Source organism: Tardiphaga sp. 839_C3_N1_4 (assembly GCF_051811045.1).
Lineage (GTDB): Bacteria > Pseudomonadota > Alphaproteobacteria > Rhizobiales > Xanthobacteraceae > Tardiphaga.
Genome location: NZ_JBPWQD010000002.1, coordinates 35,268 through 57,621, shown reverse-complemented (window position 1 = coordinate 57,621; position 22,354 = coordinate 35,268). Strand labels below are relative to the sequence as shown.

Sequence of the window (22,354 nt, the reverse complement as noted above, 5' to 3'; positions counted from 1 at the left end):
GAACAAATGTCGAGCGGCCAGTGCTTGCAATCAAATGCTACGGCAGGCTCACCGGCGAGCGTCCGTTCCCCACTTCGATTGTCGTTGAAAGCGCCGGCATCGTTGGAAATTGCAGCGACCATCATCGACAACGCACATGCCCTGCGTCACCCCACCACATGTCGTTCTTTAAGCGCGCGTCCTCTCGCTATTTGTCGATCTCTTAAAATTCACAGCAATGTCGCGGGAGAGGAAATCGTCAGAACTGAGCTAGAGTGTCTTTCGAGCGCTTGCTGCCTGCTGCAAAGCGGGAAAGCCGCCAGCGACATGCGCCACGTTCGTTATACCCATGTCTTTCAAAGTTTTGGCAGCCAATGCCGAACGGCCTCCCGAGCCGCAATACAGCACCAGCTTGTTTTTGCCCGCAAGCTTCGGATTATGCGAGGGACTTTGGGGGTCGATCTGAAATTCTAGGAGTCCACGTGGTACATGCACCGCATTGGGGAAAGAGCCTTTTTCCACTTCGGCAGGCTCTCGCAAATCGACAAAGACAGTGCCCTTATCCGAAGCGAGCTCGATGGCTTCATTCGGAGTGAGCGTTTCAATCTGTTGGTTGGCGTCGCTTACAAGCTGTTTTGCACTTTTCATATTGGCTGTCCTTACAAGCGGCGTGGAACCCGTTCGCTCAATCAGCCCACGGTGCTGCGTCGAGGGCATCAAGCGGTATTTTCAGATAACGCTTGCCATTCATCTCTTGTTCCGGAAGCCGACCGCCTCGAATATTCACCTGCAGCGAATGCAAGATGAGCTTGGGCATCGGCAGCTCACGGTCCCGGCGCTCGCGCAGGGCGACGTATTCGTTCTCAGTTACTGCTTTGGTCAGGTGAATATTTTCGAGCCGCTGTTGTCTGACAGTGCTTTCCCAGAGCGGTTTCTTGCGTCCCGCTGGACAATAGTCATGACCGGTGAACAAGCGGGTCTGATCAGGCAAAGCCATGATCTTCTGAATACTCGCCCATAGCGCCCGCGCGCTTCCTCCCGGAAAGTCAGCGCGAGCGGTGCCGCCGTCCGGCATGAAAATCGTGTCGTGAATAAAGGCGGCATCACCGACGAGGTAAGCTACAGATGCTAGCGTGTGGCCGGGCGTAAGCATGACCTCGACATCCAGATTGCCGATCTGAAACCGCTCTCCGTCGGCAAACAGCTTGTCCCACTGCGAACCGTCCGTGGCAAAAGTATCCGAGTAGTTGTAGATGCGCTTCCACAATTTCTGGACCTCCACTACTTTTTCGCCGATCGCGGTGGGCACATCGGTTCGCGATTTTAAATAGCCTGCGGCGGAGAAATGGTCGGCGTGCGGATGGGTATCCAGGATCCAGACCAGCCTATATTGTTCGCGTTCGATATGCTCAAGCAAAGCATCGGCCGATCGTGTTGCCGTTGCTCCCGAATTCGGATCAAAGTCAAGCACGGGATCTATAATCGCACATTCTCGCGTTTCCGGATCGGCGACCACGTACTGAATGCTTGATGTCCGTTTCTCGTAAAATCCGGCCACGATCGGTTGACCCGCACGCTCCGGCTTCTGACTTGCCATGTTCTACTCTCCTGCTTGCGCCACTGGCAAAAATCCGCGGGCGACGACATAAATCCCCACGATGATAACCAGACTACCGAACACAAGCGTCAGGCCTCGCTTCTGCGCGCTCAGGATCTGCCCGAGTTGCACTCCCATGACGCCGCCGCCGAGGCCGCCGAGAACGAACAGGCCTGCCATCGGCCAATCAACGAAACCGGAGAGGGCGTAGCTGGCGGCGGTGGCCGCGCCGAAGGCGCTTACGGCGAACAGCGACGTCCCGATCGCTGAGGTAAGAGGCATGCCGGTCGCGAGCATCAGGCCGGGAACGATGAGAAATCCGCCCCCGATGCCGAAAAATCCCGAGAACATCCCGACAATGAAGCCGATGCCGACGAGAGTGGGCACAAGCTTGCTGGCCGATTCTCTCGTCAGTTTCACATTTGGGTCGCCTTCGCAACGGCGTCCACGAAGCATGAGAGCGCCGACCACGATCATCACAAGGCCGAACAGCGCAAGAAGTCTTTGACCATCCATCGCCTTCGCGGCCGCTGCCCCGCCGAATGCGCCGATGACGCCGGCCGACGCAAATACCGCCGCGCAGGCCCATTTGACGTTTCCGTTGCGCCAGTGAGGAAACAGATTGCCGAGCGCGCTCGCCGCCACTGCCACGGCACTGGTTCCGATAGCGACATGCGGCGATTTAACCCCAACCGCATAGATCAAGAGGGGGACCGCGAGGATCGATCCGCCGCCGCCCACCAAACCGAGGACAAGGCCGACGATCCCGCCCGAACTGATGCTGAGCAGGCTGGTGACGAGATCCGGCATCACGCGTCGACCTTTCGGAACAGCGAAGCGACATCTGACTTACCGGAGGGCAGTGCGGCGAACAGGCCCATGCCCACCAACATCGCGGCCACGAAGATCCAAGCTTGCCATAGACCGAGCGGCATAATTGCAAGGGCAGGACCTGGGCACAGACCCGCGAGGCCCCAGCCGATACCGAAGAGGATCGCACCTCCGACTAGGCGCTTGTCGAAATCGCGCCGGCTCGGAACTTCCAGCCTGTCTCCAAAGACCGGTTTGCCCTCGCGTTTCGCCAGCACATATCCGAATGCGGACGCGGCGATGGCGCCTAGCATTACGAAAGCAAGGCTCGGATCCCATGCTCCAGCGACGTCAAGGAACGCCAAGACTTTCCCGGGATTAACCATTTGAGAAACTACGAGCCCCAGGCCGAACAGCAGGCCAGCGGCGAATGCGGAGAGCAACAGCATCTCAATGTCCGATCAAGTGACGGGTGATGAAAACCGTGACGAGGGCGGTGACTATGAACACGGCGGTCGCGACCAACGATCTCGGCGATGCACGCGACAGGCCGCATACGCCGTGACCACTCGTGCATCCCGATCCGAGGCGTGTGCCGAAGCCGACGAGCAGGCCAGCGACGACTATCACTCCCGTGGAGGCATCGAAGGTGACCGTGGTCAGGGGACCGAAAAGAACGCCGTAGAGGAGGGGCGCCAGCACCACGCCGACCACAAAGGCGGCGCGCCATGCGACCTCGCGGAAATCGCGCTGGAACAGGCCGGCGACGATTCCGCTAATACCCGCAATCCTTCCGTTGAGGATCAACAGCAGCGAGGCGGACGCGCCTATCAGCAAGCCGCCAGCAAGCGCGGATCCAGGAGTGAACTCGGTCATCGGCGCGCTCCCCTAGGCTTGCCGGCTTTACGAGCGGTGCGGCAGAACAGCTGGTGAAGCGTCGCGAACAGCTTCTCAATGCGAGGATCGGCGATCCGGTACCAGACCGTCTGGCTTTCCTTACGAAACGTGACGATGCCTTCATCGCGCATTTTGGACAGATGCTGGGACAATGCGGACTGGCTTATGCCGACTGCGTCGACAAGCGAGCCTACGGTTGCTTCGCCGCATTCCACCAGCCGGCAGAGAATCATCAGGCGCCGCTCGTTGGCGAGCGCGCTCAGGATTCCCACGACCTCGGCCGCGTTCCTCTGAAAATCGGCAAAATCTTTAGTATCGATGGACATCGTGGGGCCTCTAGTTAGCAATCGCTAAATTAGCTATTCCTTATATATTGTCAAGTATGGAACAGGACGGCATCACGGACAGGTGATTTGCCAGTTGGCCTGCCGATGGAGAGAAAGCGTCGATGCATCCTAACCCTGCCTATTTCAGGAGAACTACCCGACGCCGGACGAGCCTGTCTCGTTTCGTGCTCGCGTTGCTCTGTATGGCGGGACTGTGCGCATCACTTCTGCAGTCGCCGTCTACGCGTGGGTTGTCCAGGGCGGAGACCTCATTCCAGACCTTGTTCGTAAAGGACAATGCGCTCAAAGGCGGCAAGCCGTGCCAGCGCATGGTCCCGGGTGCCGTCGGAACTTCCTGCAGCGCGGGCGCCATGGTCGCACTCGAAGCGGCCACTTCGGTTGTTCTTGAACCCCTGTCTTCGGCTGCCGGAGCAGCTCACTTCATGGACGCGACGCTGCACGTGCAGTGGTTCTGCGCTCCCCAGTTCAGACCTCCGCGGATCTTCGCATAACGTCGTCAGCTTCGCGCTGACGCCCCGTTGCGTCCATAGATCCTCGGAGAATTATCATGATATCGCCGTTAACCGCACTCGGTGCGGTGGCGCATCCGTTTCTGCGCGTCGTTTGCTCAGCCGGATTGACCGTCCTTTTGGCAGCTTGCAACCAGGCAACTCTGCAACAGGCGTCCTTTGTGCCACCTCTTCAACCGCAATACGCCGCTCTTTCAGACCGCGGTGTCCGGATTCCCGCGGTCGAAGCCGAAACCATCGACCCGAAATACGTCAAGCAGCGCGTCCGCTACGCTACCTCGCAGCCGCCGGGTACCATGGTCGTCGACCCCTATGCCAAGTTTCTTTACCTTGTGCAGGAGGGCGGCTTCGCCATGCGCTACGGCGTCGGCGTTGGCCGCGACGGTTTCGGATGGTCTGGGACGGCAGACATCCACCGCAAGGCGCAGTGGCCGACATGGACTCCTCCATCCAGCATGGTCGCTCGGCAACCCGAGCTCAAGCAGTACAGTCAGGGTATGCCCGGCGGGATCGGAAATCCGCTCGGTGCCCGCGCCCTCTATCTCTTTCAGAACGGCCAGGACACGCTCTACCGTATACACGGCACCAACGAACCCGAGAGCATTGGCAAAAATGTATCGAGCGGATGCATCCGGCTTTTGAATCAGGACGTGGTCGATTTGTTCAATCGCGTGCCGGTGGGCTCCAAGGTCGTTGTTCTCTCTGAGCGGGAGGCCGGTGCGGGGACTTCGATCGAAGGGAATGCGCGGCCCCAGGCTGAGGTGCAGCGATGAGGCATCCTGCATACGCCGCGCTCGCCGCGCTCGCTCTGATCTTGATGGCGCCCACGGCGCACGGCCAGTCGTCGGCCGGGGAGTCGACCTATAAGCCCGATATCAAGGCCGACTTTCTGACAGGCGACTCGGAAGCCGGCGAGGCGTGGATCGGTGTTAGGATTGACCTCGGCCCGGGCTGGAAGACGTATTGGAAATCGCCGGGCGACGCCGGCCTTCCATCAGAGTTCGACTGGTCCGGCTCGTCGAACCTCGACCATGCAGAGGTGAATTGGCCGGCGCCGTCCCGCCTTTCCATTCAAGGCATTGAGACGATCGGATATACGCATGAAGTCCTGTTTCCCGTCAGGATCAGGGTTCGTGATCCCGCCATTGAGACGAAGGTTCAACTGAAAATCGCTCTCTACGCCTGCAGCACGATCTGCGTGCGCGAGGATCGCGTGCTTTCTACCACGATCCAACCAGGAGCAAGAGGCCAGTCTCAGGCGACGATCGATCGCTGGCGGGACAAAGTGCCCCTCATGACGTCGGAAGTGCTCTCCGTTCTCGCGGTGGAGCGATCGACAACCGGCCCTGCATCCCTGCGGCTAACCGTTTCCTCAACCAAACCCCTGCTTGAGCTGGATGCGTTCGTCGACAGCGATCCACCGCTGAGCGGCGACAAGCCAGTCGTGACGTTCGGTTTCGACAACCGTGCCACCTTGAGCCTGAACTTACCCGGCATGACCGCCTTGAGCATCCGGGCTCGCCCCATCACCGCGACGATAGTGTCTGGAGGAGCCGCGGTGTTGGCGGTGTCACATGCACCGCAGGCAAGCGAAGCTGCCAAACCAGACAGTTCTCAAGACCCCAGATCGGCAATCGGTTCACATGGCGGTATTCTCGCTCTTATCGGCATCGCGCTGGCGGGCGGGTTCATTCTGAACCTCATGCCTTGCGTCTTTCCGGTACTCTCACTGAAGCTTCTCTCATTTGTTCACGGAAGCACCGCCAGCCGCAGCCAGATTCGCAGGGGATTCGCAGCTTCCGCCGCAGGGATCCTGGTTTCCTTTCTTCTGCTGGCCGGCGTGCTGGCGGGGATGAAGGCAGCTGGAGCCAGTGTCGGATGGGGGATCCAGTTCCAACAGCCGATGTTTCTCGCTGGGATGGCAGTCGTCCTCGCGCTATTCGCAGCCAACCAGTTCGATCTCATCCATCTTCCGGTATCGTCGGGCTTTCTTACGCGAGTAAGCGGTATCGCTGGCGGCACGTCGGCCGCCGCGCATTTCCTCAGCGGGTTTGTGGCAACACTGCTCGCCACTCCCTGTTCCGCACCGTTAGTCGGAACGGCGGTTGGTTTCGCGCTCTCGCAAGGAACCGTCGAGATCTTAGTTATCTTCGCCGCACTGGGCGTCGGGATGGCATCACCCTATCTGCTTGTCGCCGCGTTTCCTGCACTGGCCAGTGTCGTGCCACGGCCAGGGCCATGGCTGATGCGGGTGAAGTGGCTGTTTGGTTTGGCATTACTGGTGAGTGCAGGCTGGCTCCTCTTCGTCCTTGCAGAGGTAAGCGACAGCCGTCTCGCTGTCGCTCTCGGTGCGACCTTGTTCACTTTCCTGGTTCTATGGAAGCACGTCACTCCAAAAAGGGTGGTGGCAGCAGCGATCATCGTCAGCGCGGCGGTGTTCGCCCTGGTGACGTCGCAGCCTCGAACCCAAGCTCAGGACGAAATCCCGTGGCGCACCTATTCAAACCGCGACCTCAAGGCGCTCGTCGGTGCTGGCCACACCGTGTTCGTAGACGTCACGGCGGATTGGTGCATCACCTGCAAAATCAACGAGGCGCTCGTCCTCAATAAGCCGGAAGTGGCGAACCGCCTTTCTTCCGACGTCGTGCCCATGCGTGCCGACTGGACAAAGCCGGATGCCGAAATCTCTGGATTTTTGCGCCAGCACGGCCGTTTCGGAATTCCATTCAATATTGTGTTCGGCCCTGGGGCGCCGAACGGAATCGCGCTTTCCGAAATCCTCTCGACTTCATCCGTGTCCGCCGCGTTCAACGATGCCACGGCAGCGTCCAATAGCTCCCAACCCAGATAGGTCATACCATGAAGAAATCGATCATCCGCGTCGCCGTCGCATCCACGCTCTCCTTGGGAGTTCTCATCAATTTCACGCCAGCCGCGCGGGGCGAAGGAGAGGATGCGTTCAGGGAAAGCGTACTCCGCGACCCGGAGGTGCCGGCCATCGGAAATCCACAGGGCGATCTCACGATCGTGGAATACTTCGATTATCAGTGCCCGTACTGCAAGAAGGTCGCTCCCGAACTCGCCAAGATCGCGCAAGAGGACGGCAAGCTGCGCATTGTTCTGAAAGACTGGCCGATCTTCGGTGGTGCTTCGCAATACGCCGCCAAAATGGTTCTGGCGGCCAAATATCAGAACAAATATCAGGAGGCGCACGCGGCCTTGATCGGCGCCCCGACGAAGCTGAGCGAAGAAATCGTTCGGAAAGTGCTCGGAGATGCGGGTGTCGACGTCGACCGTGCGATAAAGGACTGGAAACCAACAAGTCCGCGATAAAAGCTCTGCTGGCTCGCAACAACGAACAAGCGGAAGCGTTTGGCTTCCAGGGAACGCCTGCCTTCATTATCGGCACATTCAGGGTGCCGGGCGTGCTGAATTCGGCCGGCTTCAAACAGGCTATCACGGATGCACGAGCTGCCGCCCGCCAGAAAAACTGAACATGGACGCCGAGCGTGTCGCGAGCCACGACCGAGGTTCCGGCGTCTTGAATTTGGTAACGAAGGGGTTCTCATCTCGGTCATACGCGTCAGGCCGTTCTTGGCGCCGCCTTGAAAGCGGGTCCACCTCCAAACTGTTCGTCAGCACCAACCGCGTCGTTCCGATCCGCGGCCAAGAGGAGAATATCCGTTCCTAGGTGAGCAGCCGGCTATCCTGCCGACTTCAACTTTAATGTATGCGCCGTCTTCTCGGCCACTCTTGTGAGCGGCAGGCCTGCGCGTGCCTCGATGGCCCGCGCCTCTTCCTGATATTCGACAGCCATTGCGTTTAATCTCGGTAGCCGCCGTCCAGCAACATCTGCACGCCGCGGCGGCAATCGGCACCGTGCAAATGAAGCCCTATCTCCTGAAACTCTGCCAAGCCCTATCGCAATCGATGATCGGCGACGATCGAGCAATCACCCTGACCGTCGGTGGTGCTGGCGGGAGCGCGGACTGTCGGAGCGCCGAGAGCCTGGGACTGATGTGCTCCATAATGCCGCAAAATTGCAGTAGCTCGACCCTAGGGATCGGAGAATCCCAACTCCTCGTCGCTTGGGGGCTCGGCTCGCCAGCGCCAAGTCGTCTCAGGGCTCGAAGCTTCAAGTTTCGGGATCAGGACTGTGACGAAGGCAGCAGCGTTTTCCGGAAAGAAATCCCAGCCAACGTTCTCGCAGAGATCCTTCAGAACCTCATCGAACCAAGCCGCATTGATCTCGAGAAACTGGTCGGCACGGTCCCGTAACGCCACGGGCACGATATCGAGCGTTGCCTTGAACCGCAGCTACAAGGGCACTGGCGGCTTCCGCATCGTCTGGTGATACTTAAATAAAAAGCGAAGCGGTATTGTCAGCTCTGTTAACGACTTATTTGCGATGCAGCAATCTCGCCATTTGCGAAGGAACCCGAGAATAGCTTAGGTATTAAGCTATCCATGAGTGAGTATTCGGTGAAACAAATTGGCAGAGAATTTATGGTTCTCGCTCTGGGAGCGCCGGTTCTAAAATTCGCGTCGCGCGCCGAAGCTGAATTCGTTATCGCTGAGGTCAGTAATTTATCGCTCAGGCCGACGCTGCGCCCGCCCGACAATTTGCCTGCGTCCGTTGGTGCGGAGAGCGTCACGGCAGACTTTGAGACTTGGGCCGACAACGATCAGACTCTGTCCTGTTTGTCTCTGTAAACTAGCCCAGCGCCAGCGATATTGGCCGGGCCCCTTTATGCGGCTATCTAACGGGGGCGGTTAAGTTTTTCTTTAGGCTCTGGCGCTGAAATGGACCACCGAATCGCACAAAAGATAGAAGGCCAACATGATCGGCGCTCCCTCGTCAGGATTGGTATCGTCGCCACAGTTCGGCATTCCCGCGCTGCCGGCACAAGTCTCGGATACCGGCTTCACACGATCGCAAAAATCGAGCCGCAAAAGATCACGGCCGAGGATATGAAAGCCGCGTGGCTGGCAGATCATCCGGTGATCAGTCCAGCAGAGGCGTTCGCGTCAGGCGCAGAATTGGGGCCACCGAGCGGCGGCGGCCGGGATGACAATCAGACCAAAAACATTCACACCGAAATAAAAGTCAACGGCAAGGTTATTGCTAGAGTCTACAATAGCGGTGGGGTCGAGATCGCCGACGAATACAGGTTTCTTTCCGACAAGATCGATTTTGCCGGCGATAAAATGGTCGGTCCAGATCTTGCCGGGGATCGTGCAAGCCGGATCAAAGCAGTGTTGCAGTCTTTCGGCGCAGTGATGAACGACGAGCAGGATCCCGTCGGGTTGCTCAACGCGCAGATCACGAAGGCACCGATACTCGAACTCCTGAAAGCGGATACTGCGCTCACGCAAGGTGCATGGCTTGAGGAAAAGGGCAAAGATGGGCCGTTCGCCCCCGGTTATCTCTTTTCGCAGATGGTCTAACCGACGATTATTGTTCGAAGCTCGCGGCGCCCACTCGCAGTTTCATATCAATCAATGCTGCCCCGGAACGATCGCAGAGCGGGCAGCCACATCAGAAAGCCGTCCGGTGTCATGCCCGGGCGGCTTTTTTGTTACTCGAGCAGCCTCATGATCGTCGCCCGGATCAGTAAACAAGAGGGCTTAGTTTGACGGCAATTCTGGAAGAAGATCTGCCCCGTGGGCCGGGCTCGATGTATGCGCCCAGCAATGCTTGAGCGTCGTGCAACGCCTTCATGATGATGTCGATGTCTTATTTCATGAATCCGATCATGAAAGCGATGGTCAGATAAGCCGCGCCGATCACGCTCGCCGTCACCGCAAGAGCGAGCAAAATTCTCCAAACTTGAAACGGGCCGATTTCATCTCTCGCCGATCCCTCACCAGTTTGGCGCGATTGCGCCACTTTGGGTCTTTATCGACAGCATCATAGACAGGCGTGCCTCTGGGATAGAGCGCCTGCATCATGCCAAGGCGCGCGAACTCGATCGGCCCGCCGTGATCCGCGGCCTGGATCAGAACGTGCATTGCATTCTGCCACGGCGCGCTGTCGTGCTGAGATTTTGGAAGGTTGGTGATATACGCACCAGCATCTCGAAGCGTGACTAGCTCGCCGCCATCCGGCAGGACAATCGGGGCGGGGAAAGGTGTCGACCAGGGCATCAGACCAGCCTCAGCGCGAGTTGGCGCTCACGGCCGGCATGGCGGATCACGAAATCCTCGATGGACGAGCTTAGGTCTTCATGGCGCAGATCAGCTCGGCGCCTGATCTCCCGGGCTACGTCCTCGGACACGTCGTCCGCCCAATGCTCGAACGTATTGAAGGCGATCACTCGCTGCGGATCATTATACTGGCCAGCCATCAGGTCTTTGATGACGGTCTCTAAGTCGGTTTCCCCGGCGTCGGTCTCGCGCCACGCACATCCCGATCGCTCGAAGCAGTCCAGAACGAGATAGACGTTTTGATCGCCGATATTCGGCACGATAGAGGGTGTCCAACGGGACTGACGCATACTGGAACTCCAACGTAACTGACGGCGGATTCAAGCTGGACGCTAGTGATTCGTTCCGAAGCTGTCGGGAACTTGTTGATCGAATTCTCGTTTTCAGTCTGCCGCGGTATCGCGGTGCTCGGGAGACTAACGATGGCTACCAACAAACCGACGGGCGACAATGCCCGCAAAGGCGCCGTGAAAAAGCGGAGTCAGACCAAGACAACCATGGGCGGGGCATCGACCTGGACGAAGCGGGACAAGACGTCCGGTGAGTTCATGGCCATTAAGAAGGCCAAGAAAGCTGCCACGAAGAAAGCCGCCGCCGCGAAAAAGAAGACCGCTAAGAAGACGACAGTGGCAAAGAAGTTTAAGGGGGTTAGACGGGAGAAAAAGTAAGTGGCGAGCCCTCACGGCTCCGAAGGTACAATCCGTAAGCGGTCGGTCATGATTGGGGGACACAAGACAAGCGTAAGTCTGGAAGATGAATTCTGGGATTCGATCAAGGAAATCGCTGAAGAACGCGAACAGCGACTGACGGATCTAATCAACTTTATCGCTGAGGGCCGCGGCAGAGCCAATCTTTCGTCGGCTATGAGAATTTTTGCCCTAAATCACTATAAGCAGATCCGATCGAGCGCTGGACAATAATGCTCAGGCTTGGACCGGGCTCAGCCAAACAGCCCAAAGACCCACCCCAGCACACCGAGTAGGGGAATTAAGGCTACTCCGATCAGTATCAGCGGGGCAGGTTCATTCCCATCGTCATTCGGTTTGAAAAACTTCATAAGTTCCTCATCAATCTGCAGGCCGGCGGCCAGTGTGTGAGTTGAGCGGCCCTTTACGCTCGCGAAGCAGCCCTTCCGGGATGGGATCGTCAGTGCCCGGTAGCGGCTGGCTTCTTACATCAGCACCGTGCTGAGCGGCCTCATGGGCCGTGGGGGCGTCTTTCACTTGATGAGGTTGCTGCTTCCCCGCAGGAGAAATCGGATCGTAGGTGCCGCTGCGCAGGTCTCGGCCATCGGTATGCATATCGTTTGCCATGAGAGCTCCTCTTCCAGGGCCTCAATGATTGGCGGCCGGTGTCGTTCCGCAACCAGTGATCAGCCCTGCGGCGTTACGCAGCACGGATGCGCGGAACATCGTGCGAGCGGAAGTGTTCGATCTTTATTCCAAACGAAAGAGCTTGATGCCGACAGGTCAGCCAACGCCGCCACCGCGCGGAGCCGGGAAGTTCGCCGTCATCGCTGCGGTCGCAATGATAATCATCGTGACGTTTGTTGGCATGAATATGCAGCACGCGCAGACTGCAAGGGAGCAGGAGGCGGGACAAGTCAAACCGGCCGATGCGCCTATGACCGAAAAGGACCTTGGTAAGTTGCCCGCGAAGCCGAATTAACTGCGGTCAGGATGTCCTATGCGGCAAAGGCCATATGTAGTAGCTGCCGTATTTCTTCTTTTGGTGCTCGGAGGGGCGCTGATCTTGCGCAACTCTGGCAGCCGCGCGCCGCCCGACCAGGCTTTCAAAGCACAGCGAGAGTAAGCTAGGCGTCCTGCGGTTGATCTGTGCCGCGAAGTTCACCTTCGGGCGTTTGCTCCTTCCACATGAAGAACCCGCCGCACTCGTGCATTTTAATAATGCCGTCGGCTATGAGCTTGTCGCGGCCAAGCGTGTATTCCGCGACGCTCGCCCTGTCCTTCCATATGAAGGTCGAATTCTATTCCCCGATCGGCATGCGGCCTTCGTTGATCCGGAGCGTTTTGGGGTGGCATAAGGGCGGGGGTCGACGAACTTCATTGGGCAGGGTCACCATCGTATTTTGACGGCCCCTTTGCCACGATTCTGAGGGCGTCGTCAGGAAATATGCGCTCCTGAAGCGCCATCGCTTCATCCCATGGCGCGCGCATCCATGTCTCGACTTCCTCCGGCCCAGGAGGCGACCGCCCCCTTTATAAAGTCGTCCCTGTCAGAACCGGTTAAATACCCCGCTGTAACCTCTATGGACAGCGTCAGTATCGTTGTACCGAGTATGACGGCGAAGCCACTCATAGTCGTCCCTTTCGCACGCTGGTTATCGTTTTCGGCGCACGCTTCAGTCGATGCATGTCAGAGATAAATTGGTTCAGGAAGCGGGCGGGGACATGGAAAAATTCCGTGTACGAACTTGCAAACCGACCATTGGGCATCATCTATCGAGTATTCCCGGAAGCGACGCCTTTGAGCGCCATAGCCCTGTCTCATTGGCTTTAGAGACGCATTGTCATGCCTACGACCATCACCCGCTTTCCTCATTGGACGGCGGCCGAGGAAGAGCTGCTCCGCTCGATGGCGGATGCAGGTAAGAGCCTGACGTTGATGACCGTGAAGTTGAAACGGCCCATCAGCATCATCAAGCGACGAGCCCAAGACCTGGGTATTCCTCTCGCGAAATGTCAGCGAGAACGAGCGTAAGCAAAAGCCGCCCCGTTACAGGGCGGCTTTTTCATTTCGTTTCAAACAAATGCGTTGGCTGGATGGTCCGGCGGAAACCGCGCCGGGAAGGGCGAGGTGCCTTCGTCGAACGACGATGACGTGGGGATTGATGCCGACCGCGAAGCTGGCGAGTTCTTCCGCTGCGTCGTACTGGGCCTAGCTAGGAAACTCCTTCTCGCACATGATGCCAACAGGGACATCATGGATGGTTTCGAGAGGGTGGAGGCTAGCAACAGTGCGTCATCGTGGACGAAGTGAGTGTGCGCCTACTCAAGCTGAACGCTGATGCGCTCAGCGTGATGATGTCTCGCTGTGGAGAGAGACCGTCATGCTAATTCAGGAAATCGCACCGCGACGTACATGCGCTGCATCACAAGTCGTGTGAGCGCGTATGGAACCAAAACAACGGCTGCGAGATATTGAGAAAAGAAGGAGGTCATCATGTCTATGGAAGAGGTGTTCTCCCGACCGCCAGTAACCGCAGCGCCGTTGGTTGTCGACGCCTTTGGAAACCGTGCAATTCTGGAAATGGAAATGGCCCTGACCAAAGCGTGCGAGGTCTTGCCGCGCGAGCTGGATAACCACAAGAACCGCTGCTTCATCGCCAAGAAGATACTTAAGCGCGTGAACGCGGGTGAGTACACGTTCGGCGGCATGGTGTCCGCAGGTATGGCGGGCGTAGAGGCGCTACGGCGCAAGCAACAGCAGGTCTGAGAACATTTCTGAATATTTGTTCAGGAAATTTATCCTGCGACGGCGGAACGGGCCGTGCCTTTGTGCATTCATTCTCCGCTTATTCATAGGGAGAAGAAAATGCGAAAAGTTCTTTTGGCTCTGGCTGCCTTCGCTACCATCTGCATCGCTGTTCCTGCCGCAACGTCGCAGGCTGATGCTCAGACAGTAGTGGTTCGTCATGGCGGGGGCCATCATCATGGCTACCATCGCGGGCATCGAGCCAACAAGGTCGTCATCGTGAAGCGCGGCCATCGTCACATGCATCGCCATGGTCATCGCTACTGATCGTCGGAGTATCTAGACGGAAGGGCTCCCTCGCGGGGGCCTTTTTCGCTTGCATCGCCATGCACGAAATTTGTTGAGGTATACGATTTGCTCCCGCATGATTCTTTTAAGGCCGGTGACATGCACCTCATCAGCCCGTCGTTTACTGCCGGTGCATCGACAACTAACAGAAAGAAGGTGCCGTGGATGACGGCACAAATTTTCAATTAGAGAAGCCTACGACAGACTTCACGATGGTCTGCAACGCGCTGTTGCGCGACAAAGCGCTGAGTCTTCGCGCTAAAGGCCTTTACGGCCTCATGTTCTCCAAACCTAACGGGATGGATCTTTCACGAAGCCGCGCTTCTTGCGGAATCGACGGAAGGCCGTGCCACGTTGCGCGCAGCAATGAGGGAATCTCTTGTCCGTGGATGGGTCCAGAAGTGTCGCACGCCAAGGCGGCATGTTCGTCGGCACCATCTATCGGATGATGCTCACCACGGACTGGAAAACCGTCGACGGTTTAACCGGCGACGGCAAATCCACCACTAGTAATACTGATCTTATAAAACAGAAAAAGTAGGTCCCTCTGTATCTCCCGAACCAACGAAAGTCCCCAACGCCTCTCACAAGTATTGCAGTCCTTCTCGAAGACCGTGCCACCATCCCCGACGAATTCCGCGCAAGAGCCGGGCAGCTCCCCAACATCGATGATGAGTGGGCACGCTTTCGCAATCACCACATCAGCATCCGCTCCAGGCACACACGACCTCTGCTGGGACACCTAGTGCCGTAACGCGGCCAAGTTCGCCGCAAGAAGCTCTGCTCCTCGTTCAGCAGCAACCGGACAAGGCGGCCCTGGCAGCCGTGACGTCATGGCTTCCGCCAAGCGTTCAGCACTGGCTGAACTCACTGGACAGCGCCCCGAAGGACTTCGAGGGCAGGCTGCTTTCACCAGTTACCCCTCCAACCTTAACGCCGGAATTGTCGGACGCACTGAAGCAATCGGTATGGATGCTGGGTCAAACCACCAGGCCCAGCCGGGACAACATGCCGGAGCTGATGGATCTCATTCAGACATTGCTGACGGGGCACAAATGGAGGACATTTGGGGGGAGGAAAACGTCAAGATGAACCTCAAGGTCTGGTGTGAGGCTGTTGGCGACTTGCCGATCTACGCCGTGTCCAAGGCCGTCCGTTGGTCGATATTGGGAGAAGCAACGGAGCCGAGCGTCGCTGAGTTTGTTCGCAGCGTCCGCCAAGCCTGCGGTCACCATGTCCTAGAACGCAAACGTGAACTGATGAGGTTGGCAGGCTAGTTGGCCCGCGGAACTCTTGCTGGGGAACCGCATTATTTGGGCTGAAAAACTGGAGGTGTGTCATGTCCACAAGACGAGACGATGCCCTTAACAACCAGTCCGAAAAAGGCCCCACCGAAAAGTCCGGAGGGAAGTCGGAAGGCTCCAGCAAAAAGATAAAAGATGAAGTGGATGAGCGCTCCAAGGGGTGGCGGAATTCAGGTCTAAATCCCCCTGATTAATGACGGAACGAATTTGGACTAGATAGCTTCGGCAGTTGTGGCCTGTCATTCGCCCACCCTCGGGGAGGCCCGATGCCAACAGTGTTAGTCGTCGAGGACGAAGTCCTCATTAGGGATTTCGTCAGCGAAGAGCTAACGGACGCTGGCTTTGAAGTGATCCAGGTCGGTACTGCTGATGAGGCCATTGCGGTCCTAGAAGCGCGCCAGGACGTCCATCTCGTCTTCACGGATATCGACATGCCCGGCTCGATGGATGGGTTGAAGCTTGCCGCCGCTGTCCGCGACCGATGGCCGCCTGTTCACATCATCATAACGACTGGCAAGGCTCGGCCACTGAGCATACCGGCCAACGCGTTATTTATCCCCAAGCCCTACCTGGGAAGGAACGTGGTCACCGCAATGCGGACGTTCGAGAACATGAGCTAGGTCTCCGGCCAAGAGGGAGTCTCCAACGGAGGTCTTGCTGCCTGTTCAACAACCTCCCCGCAGGTTGGGCACTCAAATGTCCTCAGCTCAACGCCCTCGGCCATCGGCGACCTCCGCATCAGATAGGTACGCGTCGAGCATTTTGCGCAGTGGGGGCGGGTAATGTGGTCGGTGTTGGGTAACATCCTGTCTCTCGGGTACGCTTGAATTTACACTCGCGAGATATCGAAGCCACCGAAACTTTTACCACTTCAGCGGAACTACGCCAGCTTCTAAGCGTTGTGCGGCCCGGGAGGTTGGGCCTCATGCGTGCGACAAAAAGGTCATGGACGGAAGAAGATAGCACCCGGCTTGTTGAGCTGGTGAGGAGCGGGGTAAGTGCGGCCCGCTGCGCCGTTATCTTCAAGCGTCGAATAACATCGGTTCAGAAGGAGGCTCGTCGCCTGGGCTGTGCCTTCCCCGATATACGGGCTGTGAAGAAAGCGAGAATTGCCCGCGGGGTTGAAGAAGAAAACAGGCTGCGGCAGACCTAAGTATCCCCCGATTTCGGCACACGCTCGCGGTGTACCTCGTTGTTGTCATCGTCTACCGCGAGAACACTGCGCTCAGCTTTTACACCCGCCGCACCGACAGTACGGGCGATAAGCTTGGCGTGGTCCTTTGCTTCCTCGTCGTTCCTCAGGCTTACGCCGGTAGGATCGGGAAGCTTAGTGCCGTCAACAATAGGAAAGTGATACTTGGGCATATTGTCTCCTGCACCGTTAATTGCGAGGAGCGCTTAGAGTTCCAGGCTCAAGCCTGTTGACTCTGTCGTTCTCTTTTTGTTCTATGGCCCATCATCAGGAATTGGCTCATGGGACTCGACCACATTAAGGCCGAGATCACGCGCATGCGCGTGCAGATCAAGCGGCAGCAGAAAGACATCTCATCCCTTCAGAAGGCCGGCATCAGTACCGCCTCCGCCGTGGCTCTATTGGAGCGGATGCAGGACAAGGTCGATGCGCTTTGCCAGGAGCGTGACCGGTTGAACGGCGAAGAGCGCCTCAAGCAGCGGACCTATCCCAGCGGCAAAGCCATTCGGGGCGTACCAGACCATCGCAGGATGTGATGGACAACCTCCGGCGTTTTCCGGCGCCTTGGGTGACGGAAGAGGATCGGGACTGCTTCCGCGTGAAGGATGCCAATGGCTTTATGATTTGCGTCATCCTTCACCGGGAAGACCTTCACGCTCGTAACTACCAATATGCGAACGAGTCCTTATCACGTGATGAGGCGCGGCGGATTGCTAAGGGTATTTCCCGGTTGCCGGACCTCTTGAAGCGACCGCCTTATTAGGGAACCCGCGAGCGCGCCAGGATCGCTCCAGCTTAGGCTTTAGAAGGTAGCAGCGCGGAACGAATCCAATTCGTGCCATTTGAATAGGCATGAGAAACAACCCTGGCCAACTGGTTCACCTCGCTGTCCTCATGGAAGAGGCGATCCAAATTGCATGGGATTATCTGGAACGGGCAGGCGAGATCGAGGACGCAGAGTTCTGCTCGCACATTTTGCTCCGCTCGGTGGAAACCATGATCCGGCAGGGGGTAAGAAGCCGCCTGCTGCTCTCAAACAGAGCCATTGCTCAATACATGGAAGCTCTCGAAGCGCGCACGCTTCAAGTGGCCTCGTAGAAGGGCCATGACAATGGCGATGGGTGGAAATCAAATATATTTCAGGCGCCAGCAGACGGGCGTTGGATGGCTCGTCGATAAGTGGCTGGCTTATTGTCAGGCCGAAAAATGTCGACGGTCGAAGCGACGACCCCAAGAGACTTAAGGGGCGACGATAACCTAGGACTTGGCGTTCTCGTCATTTTCCTGCTGGCGCTTGGCTTGCCCTTATTGCTCTTGTGATACTTAGAGCCAGGCCACTGACAGCAAAAATATTGCGGTTGCAATGAGCGCCGCAGCCGTCATCGCCGCCATCATCATTGAAAGCACGCGCATGCCGTATCGAAGCGGATGCGCACCAGATCATCAAGAGCGTATTGCCAGGATCAGATATGCAGAGCAGAATCAATCAATGGTGGACAGACACGCACGACCAGAGGCAAGAGGCGGAACTCGCCGCCGCGCTGGCCGTCATGTTGGCAGCGGTCGCTACGGCGAGCCTACGGTCTCTCTACGAATCCCTGTGAGTCTGACTGAGAAGGTCAACGCGTTAGTTTCGGCCAAGGGCCGGAAGCTTCCACTCATCGTTGTTGGAAAACCAAGCGAAGCCGCCGTGATTGGGCCGTAAATTTATTCTCGGCTTGGATCTGGGGACGACTCTGGGGTTGCCAGAGTATTCACGGATGGAGGTCTTGATGCCCAGACAATTCGGCTTGAAAGCAACATCGGTCACCGCACGGTCAGCGTCGCCCGCATCATCAATCGCTTTGCCGGGCCGGATTGCGTCGGTGTGTGTATCGAGGAGCCGTTCTCTGGACAGTTCTCCAGCATCAAAGCTCTCCTCCCCATGCTTGGAGCTGCCGTACTCGCCTGCGAGCTGGCGGGGCTCCCGTGGTCGGCGATCCATCTCGCTCGACTGAAGATTCACGCGACCGGCAAAGGCAACGCCAAAAAGCCGGACATGCAGGCTGCGGCTAAGGCGCGGTGGGGCGTAGAATTGAAAGAAGACGAGGCGGACGCCGCGTGGGCGGGAGCGTTTGCGCTGGACAACAGCCTGTTTGTATAGTTGCCCCTGTAGGGGAGTGACGATGTTCGATATTCGAAATTCAGTCGATTACTATGGAAAGATGATCGAGGACTATGACGATTTTGCCGAGCAGTCACGTTCGACGCGTCATGCGATCAACTCCGCAACGTCGCTCTATCATCTGCACGAATGGATCTGGGGTGACTGGCTCAAGGATGACGAAGTTACCCGCGAGAAGATGGGAAGCGTCAGGAGGCTGGGCGAATTCAAGGTCTGGCTCGATCAAAGTGAAGGATGGTTTCCAGTCGTGCAGGGGCTGACTAACGGCAGTAAGCATTTCATTCCGCGCGGCCTGAGAACGCGGTCAACCGGCACGTATGCCGAGCCAGGGTACGTTGAACCAGGTTATCAGCAAATGCTGCTCGAAATAGAGACGGAGCCTGGTCAGTGGCTTGAGGCAATTATTGTGCTGGAGAAGGTCGTAATGTTTTGGCAATCGTTCTTCGCAACCTATCGCCTGCTGCGCAGCTACGACAGCCAAGGGCGGGTTTTACGTTTATGCCAGACTAGCTGATTGATCGGCCTCCAGCATTTCCACTTGACCTGAGCTTGGCGAAGCAGCGCCACCTTGGCAACTGTCTCAGGCCCTACGAAGGTCGCCGCAGCGTAGTGATAGCATCTCTCCCGCGCTTGTGAGACGGGAACGCCCTACATCTTTGCCAGCCGGTGGATCTCGTAGTCGCTCTCCGGCGAAATGCTGATGGTTCGTTTAACTTGGTTCGCCATTTGGGCCGTCTTTCTTGGTTAGTCTGAGGCAATCCACGTGCTTCGTCCGGAAAGCGCGTTTAAACGCGTCTCGCTCAGCCCTAGCATCGGTGACGGCCTTCCACAGATGCATCGCTGCATCCATGTGCGCGGCGAACGCCTTACTGAGGTTGAACGGGCTTTTGCGATGGCTAAGCTCTGTGAGCTAAAGCGGCAAATCCGGGACCACGACGACAGCCCGCCTGGGTCGCCCCGGGAGCAGCTGTCGTCTGTGCCTAACCGCGTAGCTAGGGGATATGAGCATAAAGCCTATAGGAGCAGCCACGCGACCTACCCGGAGGAGTTCATGCGCCGGCTCTTCCGGAATGTCCTGCTCGCCGACCGATAGGGTTGCTTCAGAAGCAACTAAATCTCAAGATCCGCATTGTATGCGGTTGTTGGGTGATGGGGTTGCGTTATGCGTACGGTTATTTTCGGTATCGCATTGCTGTGGGCCGGGCAGGCGTCCGCTCAACCCATCCTCGCTCGTGAGCCGCTCACCCTAAACCCCTTCGCCGTGGCCTACGTCCAGAGCGGCACCTGTGGCTTCGGCAAGGTGATGAAGGTCGTCGGCTCCTTGAGGGGCGTGCAGCGCAAACGGGCCTGCGTTTCCGTGATCTCGGCCCATGCAAAATTCTAATCCGCCTCGCCGAAGGATCACCCCGATTGCCGTGCTGCTGCCTGGCTCATCGCTGTGGCAGCTGTGGGAATCTTCCTGATAAGACTATAAGCCTCATAAATCCGCCGCAATCCGTTCAGATTATGTTCCTAGCGGAATGGAGGCGGAGATGGGTGAGCAGATCGGAGATTTACTGAGCCATGTGCCGGCACTGCGGCGCGCATATGGAAAGTGGCCAAGTCTGGCTAATCTCATCTTCGCAACGGTGTTGACGCGACGGCGGGCGTTGCTGGGCGGTTCCGCGGTCGGCGCGGTATTCTACTGGCTAGTGACGGTCACCGCGCGCTAACGCATCTCCAAGCTGGCGATATGATTGCAACAGAGACGTTCCAGTTTGGCCAGCAATGGCTGCTGGATCGCGATAACCCGGTCACTAACCCGCACTTTGGATCGTTTCGCTGGCGAGACATAAGTGCCGGGCTGATCTTTGAACGAGATGCCATTGCCGAAATGGTTGAGCGAGTGAAGGCAGGACCTCCACCGGTTTAAGCCTTAGGAGTCGATGCGGCCGGTTTGTCTCGATCAATGATGAGGTATTGCAGGTAGAAAAGCCCCTTGATGAGGTGGTTCAACCGCCGCATCTCGCGGTAGGTCTGCAGCAGTCGCTTCATGAACTGTATGAAGGTTATCTGCTCCGCCTTCTCCTGGTACATGCCTTCTAGCCTAGGATAGTAGGTTACGACCTGATTGACCTCGTCATAGTCTGTTTTGACGTGAGCGATTGCGTTGCGCAGTTGGTTGTCAGCGCCATCCTTAAGCGGTTCGAACCAAGAGTCGTCGATAAAGCCAAGCTTTTTGCCGAAGGGGACGTCGGCGAAGTCATGCAGTGATTTCGGTGTGAAGTCTTTGCCGCCCTTGGTCATGCCGATGTCGGACTTGAAGGCGTTATGGTTGTCACGTTTGAGAAGGTTATTGATGCCGGCGACCAAAACGAGCTGTCGGGACACGATCTCCGAGATATCTTTATAAAGGTCTTTATAGGACTCGAACGCTTCATTCGATATCCGCAACGGAATAGGATTGTTGGCAAATTTTTGGTCAAAGTCCAGGAACAGGACGGGCCGCAACGGAAGCTCTGCCTCGAGGATCTTCGGATAAATCTCCAGACAGGCGTTCTGGAGATTTTTCAGGAAGCCACTTCCCATGATCTCAGCCATGAAGGCCCGCAGTGAGCCGGGGTGTTTTCCGGCCAACTCCTGCATAATTCGTCCATTATAGTCGGAGGCTTCCTCGTCCTGGTTGGGATACGCAAACGGCATCATCACGTTGGTGATGATGCGGTAAAGTGCGGCCGCCCGATCTTCCGGCTTGTCAGACTTGACCTCGATATTAAAATTTCGCTTGCAGCTCGTTTTGAACGGCGTCCATTTCTCGTTGCGGAAAAGCTTCAGAAGGAGCGCAAACACACGCTGCTTAGGAGCCGACTCTTCCGTTAGATAGGCAAGGCGCGACCCATGGAGGCCCATAGCCTCATGACCGATACGGCGGAACGCCTCCATGAAGGGCGTCTTTCCCATAACGTATTTTCCGAACGCTACCGGGAAATCGAGACTGAGATCCACGAAATTGGTTTTGTCGTCGAAAGGATAGAGATCGGGTTGGATCTGTTTCGCGCCGTGGAATTCACCGCCTCTCGATTGGCGAAGGATCATGTCGATAGGTGAGCCGCAGGTCTGGCAGCAGAAACGGAACGGCTGCTCCTCGCGGTTCGAGATGCCGATCCGGCAATTTGTCTTTTCTCCGCAGGTGTCGCATTCAACGGTGATGTTAATATTCACATCTAGGCTCGCTTCTTCAGTAGAATGGCTGCGTCAGGATTTATCAGAAGTTGTAAGATGGGATATCGAGCAAATCCGGCTGATGGCCTACAAGACGGCTTGGATGCTGGACAAGGGTCTCGACGCGCGTAAGGAAGCCGCGATGGTCAAGTGCTTCGCGCCGTGCCGGGTGTTCGATCGGACGATGCAGATTCACCGTGGCCTGGGCGTGCTGAAGGAAAGTCGCTTCGGACAGCTCTATTTCGTGGCGCGCATTGCACAGATCGCGGAGGGATCGACCGAGGTCATGAAAATGACCTTGGCGAGAGAAGCGATGAAGCAGTACGGAGGCGCGCGATAGGCTACTTCGCTCAGGCAGGACTTT

General features: G+C 57.3%; 31 protein-coding genes and 1 pseudogene. 19 read left to right on the top strand and 13 right to left on the bottom strand.

Features of this window, described 5'->3' with window-relative positions; genetic code table 11:
• Positions 1-249: 249 nt before the first annotated feature.
• Genes AB8A38_RS29945 through AB8A38_RS29920 form a run of 6 tightly spaced genes read right to left on the bottom strand, consistent with a single transcriptional unit; the run spans position 250 to position 3,609 of the window.
• Complete coding sequence (locus tag AB8A38_RS29945; protein ID WP_439088681.1) at positions 250-627, bottom strand: rhodanese-like domain-containing protein; 378 nt, start codon at positions 625-627, stop codon at positions 250-252.
• A gap of 37 nt (positions 628-664) precedes the next feature.
• On the bottom strand, positions 665-1,576 hold the full coding sequence (locus AB8A38_RS29940; RefSeq protein WP_439088680.1) for an MBL fold metallo-hydrolase: 912 nt from the start codon (positions 1,574-1,576) through the stop codon (positions 665-667).
• Positions 1,577-1,579: 3 nt separating this feature from the next.
• Positions 1,580-2,386, bottom strand: coding sequence for a sulfite exporter TauE/SafE family protein (locus tag AB8A38_RS29935; protein WP_439088679.1), 807 nt, complete (start codon positions 2,384-2,386; stop codon positions 1,580-1,582).
• Entirely contained in the window at positions 2,386-2,835 is a 450-nt protein-coding gene (locus tag AB8A38_RS29930) for a DUF6691 family protein (RefSeq protein ID WP_439088678.1), read from the bottom strand. Before AB8A38_RS29930 ends, AB8A38_RS29935 begins: the two co-directional genes overlap by 1 nt.
• A gap of 1 nt (position 2,836) precedes the next feature.
• A complete protein-coding gene (locus AB8A38_RS29925) occupies positions 2,837-3,262 on the bottom strand; it encodes a YeeE/YedE family protein (protein ID WP_439088677.1) in 426 nt (141 codons plus the stop codon).
• The gene (locus tag AB8A38_RS29920) at positions 3,259-3,609 is read right to left on the bottom strand and encodes an ArsR/SmtB family transcription factor (protein WP_439088676.1); all 351 of its coding nucleotides are present in this window, start codon (positions 3,607-3,609) and stop codon (positions 3,259-3,261) included. Before AB8A38_RS29920 ends, AB8A38_RS29925 begins: the two co-directional genes overlap by 4 nt.
• 568 nt (positions 3,610-4,177) lie before the next feature.
• Between AB8A38_RS29920 and AB8A38_RS29915 the strand changes: the two genes are divergently transcribed.
• The 3 genes and pseudogenes from AB8A38_RS29915 (at position 4,178) to AB8A38_RS29905 (ending at position 7,633) form a co-directional block, all read left to right on the top strand.
• Complete coding sequence (locus tag AB8A38_RS29915; protein ID WP_439088675.1) at positions 4,178-4,912, top strand: L,D-transpeptidase; 735 nt, start codon at positions 4,178-4,180, stop codon at positions 4,910-4,912.
• On the top strand, positions 4,909-6,990 hold the full coding sequence (locus tag AB8A38_RS29910; protein WP_439088674.1) for a protein-disulfide reductase DsbD family protein: 2,082 nt from the start codon (positions 4,909-4,911) through the stop codon (positions 6,988-6,990). The genes AB8A38_RS29915 and AB8A38_RS29910 overlap by 4 nt, the downstream gene beginning before the upstream one ends.
• A gap of 8 nt (positions 6,991-6,998) precedes the next feature.
• A pseudogene (locus AB8A38_RS29905) lies at positions 6,999-7,633 on the top strand (DsbA family protein).
• A 562-nt stretch (positions 7,634-8,195) separates the two neighbouring features.
• Here AB8A38_RS29905 and AB8A38_RS29900 read toward each other — a convergent pair.
• Positions 8,196-8,423: a hypothetical protein gene (locus AB8A38_RS29900; RefSeq protein WP_439088673.1), complete on the bottom strand. Its 228-nt coding sequence runs from the start codon at positions 8,421-8,423 to the stop codon at positions 8,196-8,198.
• 183 nt (positions 8,424-8,606) lie between these two features.
• Here AB8A38_RS29900 and AB8A38_RS29895 point away from each other — a divergent pair, with 183 nt between their 5' ends.
• Complete coding sequence (locus AB8A38_RS29895) at positions 8,607-8,852, top strand: hypothetical protein (RefSeq protein ID WP_439088672.1); 246 nt, start codon at positions 8,607-8,609, stop codon at positions 8,850-8,852.
• Between the two features lie 90 nt (positions 8,853-8,942).
• Positions 8,943-9,587: a hypothetical protein gene (locus AB8A38_RS29890; RefSeq protein ID WP_439088671.1), complete on the top strand. Its 645-nt coding sequence runs from the start codon at positions 8,943-8,945 to the stop codon at positions 9,585-9,587.
• Positions 9,588-9,938: 351 nt separating this feature from the next.
• Here the strand turns inward: AB8A38_RS29890 and AB8A38_RS29885 are convergent, their stop codons facing one another.
• Positions 9,939-10,286, bottom strand: a complete 348-nt coding sequence (locus tag AB8A38_RS29885; RefSeq protein ID WP_439088670.1) for a hypothetical protein — start codon at positions 10,284-10,286, stop codon at positions 9,939-9,941.
• Positions 10,286-10,606 carry a hypothetical protein gene (locus AB8A38_RS29880; RefSeq protein WP_439088669.1) on the bottom strand — a complete coding sequence of 107 codons (321 nt, stop codon included), beginning with the start codon at positions 10,604-10,606 and terminating at the stop codon, positions 10,286-10,288. The genes AB8A38_RS29885 and AB8A38_RS29880 overlap by 1 nt, the downstream gene beginning before the upstream one ends.
• A 162-nt stretch (positions 10,607-10,768) precedes the next feature.
• Here AB8A38_RS29880 and AB8A38_RS29875 point away from each other — a divergent pair, with 162 nt between their 5' ends.
• The gene (locus AB8A38_RS29875; protein WP_439088668.1) at positions 10,769-11,014 is read left to right on the top strand and encodes a hypothetical protein; all 246 of its coding nucleotides are present in this window, start codon (positions 10,769-10,771) and stop codon (positions 11,012-11,014) included.
• Entirely contained in the window at positions 11,015-11,266 is a 252-nt protein-coding gene (locus tag AB8A38_RS29870; protein WP_439088667.1) for a ribbon-helix-helix domain-containing protein, read from the top strand.
• A gap of 147 nt (positions 11,267-11,413) precedes the next feature.
• Here the strand turns inward: AB8A38_RS29870 and AB8A38_RS29865 are convergent, their stop codons facing one another.
• Positions 11,414-11,659 carry a hypothetical protein gene (locus AB8A38_RS29865; RefSeq protein ID WP_439071618.1) on the bottom strand — a complete coding sequence of 82 codons (246 nt, stop codon included), beginning with the start codon at positions 11,657-11,659 and terminating at the stop codon, positions 11,414-11,416.
• Between the two features lie 28 nt (positions 11,660-11,687).
• Here AB8A38_RS29865 and AB8A38_RS29860 point away from each other — a divergent pair, with 28 nt between their 5' ends.
• The 3 genes from AB8A38_RS29860 to AB8A38_RS29850 all read left to right on the top strand — a co-directional run bounded on the left by AB8A38_RS29860 (position 11,688) and on the right by AB8A38_RS29850 (position 13,802).
• Positions 11,688-12,014, top strand: a complete 327-nt coding sequence (locus AB8A38_RS29860; protein WP_439088666.1) for a hypothetical protein — start codon at positions 11,688-11,690, stop codon at positions 12,012-12,014.
• An 864-nt stretch (positions 12,015-12,878) separates the two neighbouring features.
• Entirely contained in the window at positions 12,879-13,067 is a 189-nt protein-coding gene (locus AB8A38_RS29855; RefSeq protein ID WP_439088665.1) for a hypothetical protein, read from the top strand.
• Between the two features lie 462 nt (positions 13,068-13,529).
• Entirely contained in the window at positions 13,530-13,802 is a 273-nt protein-coding gene (locus AB8A38_RS29850; RefSeq protein ID WP_439088664.1) for a hypothetical protein, read from the top strand.
• Here AB8A38_RS29850 and AB8A38_RS29845 read toward each other — a convergent pair.
• Positions 13,776-14,099, bottom strand: coding sequence for a hypothetical protein (locus AB8A38_RS29845; protein WP_439088663.1), 324 nt, complete (start codon positions 14,097-14,099; stop codon positions 13,776-13,778). The genes AB8A38_RS29850 and AB8A38_RS29845 overlap by 27 nt on opposite strands.
• A gap of 863 nt (positions 14,100-14,962) precedes the next feature.
• On the opposite strand from AB8A38_RS29845, the gene AB8A38_RS29840 reads away from it, so the two are divergent.
• Complete coding sequence (locus AB8A38_RS29840) at positions 14,963-15,406, top strand: hypothetical protein (protein ID WP_439088662.1); 444 nt, start codon at positions 14,963-14,965, stop codon at positions 15,404-15,406.
• Between the two features lie 293 nt (positions 15,407-15,699).
• Positions 15,700-16,053 (top strand): response regulator, encoded by a 354-nt coding sequence (locus AB8A38_RS29835; RefSeq protein ID WP_439088661.1) that lies wholly within the window; start codon positions 15,700-15,702, stop codon positions 16,051-16,053.
• A 529-nt stretch (positions 16,054-16,582) separates the two neighbouring features.
• On the opposite strand, the gene AB8A38_RS29830 is transcribed toward AB8A38_RS29835, so the two are convergent.
• On the bottom strand, positions 16,583-16,798 hold the full coding sequence (locus AB8A38_RS29830; protein WP_439088660.1) for a DUF6894 family protein: 216 nt from the start codon (positions 16,796-16,798) through the stop codon (positions 16,583-16,585).
• A 108-nt stretch (positions 16,799-16,906) separates the two neighbouring features.
• Here AB8A38_RS29830 and AB8A38_RS29825 point away from each other — a divergent pair, with 108 nt between their 5' ends.
• From AB8A38_RS29825 to AB8A38_RS29800, 6 genes are all read left to right on the top strand, one after another.
• A complete protein-coding gene (locus tag AB8A38_RS29825) occupies positions 16,907-17,161 on the top strand; it encodes a hypothetical protein (RefSeq protein ID WP_439088659.1) in 255 nt (84 codons plus the stop codon).
• A 316-nt stretch (positions 17,162-17,477) separates the two neighbouring features.
• Positions 17,478-17,723 (top strand): hypothetical protein, encoded by a 246-nt coding sequence (locus tag AB8A38_RS29820; RefSeq protein WP_439088658.1) that lies wholly within the window; start codon positions 17,478-17,480, stop codon positions 17,721-17,723.
• A gap of 769 nt (positions 17,724-18,492) precedes the next feature.
• A complete protein-coding gene (locus AB8A38_RS29815; RefSeq protein ID WP_439088657.1) occupies positions 18,493-18,768 on the top strand; it encodes a hypothetical protein in 276 nt (91 codons plus the stop codon).
• 22 nt (positions 18,769-18,790) lie between these two features.
• Positions 18,791-19,303, top strand: coding sequence for a hypothetical protein (locus tag AB8A38_RS29810; protein ID WP_439088656.1), 513 nt, complete (start codon positions 18,791-18,793; stop codon positions 19,301-19,303).
• A gap of 648 nt (positions 19,304-19,951) precedes the next feature.
• Entirely contained in the window at positions 19,952-20,173 is a 222-nt protein-coding gene (locus AB8A38_RS29805) for a hypothetical protein (RefSeq protein ID WP_439088655.1), read from the top strand.
• Between the two features lie 148 nt (positions 20,174-20,321).
• Complete coding sequence (locus AB8A38_RS29800; RefSeq protein ID WP_439088654.1) at positions 20,322-20,501, top strand: hypothetical protein; 180 nt, start codon at positions 20,322-20,324, stop codon at positions 20,499-20,501.
• A 196-nt stretch (positions 20,502-20,697) separates the two neighbouring features.
• Here the strand turns inward: AB8A38_RS29800 and AB8A38_RS29795 are convergent, their stop codons facing one another.
• Complete coding sequence (locus AB8A38_RS29795; RefSeq protein ID WP_439088758.1) at positions 20,698-21,990, bottom strand: hypothetical protein; 1,293 nt, start codon at positions 21,988-21,990, stop codon at positions 20,698-20,700.
• Between AB8A38_RS29795 and AB8A38_RS29790 the strand changes: the two genes are divergently transcribed.
• The gene (locus AB8A38_RS29790; protein WP_439088757.1) at positions 21,926-22,330 is read left to right on the top strand and encodes an acyl-CoA dehydrogenase family protein; all 405 of its coding nucleotides are present in this window, start codon (positions 21,926-21,928) and stop codon (positions 22,328-22,330) included. The genes AB8A38_RS29795 and AB8A38_RS29790 overlap by 65 nt on opposite strands.
• Positions 22,331-22,354 lie beyond the last annotated feature (24 nt).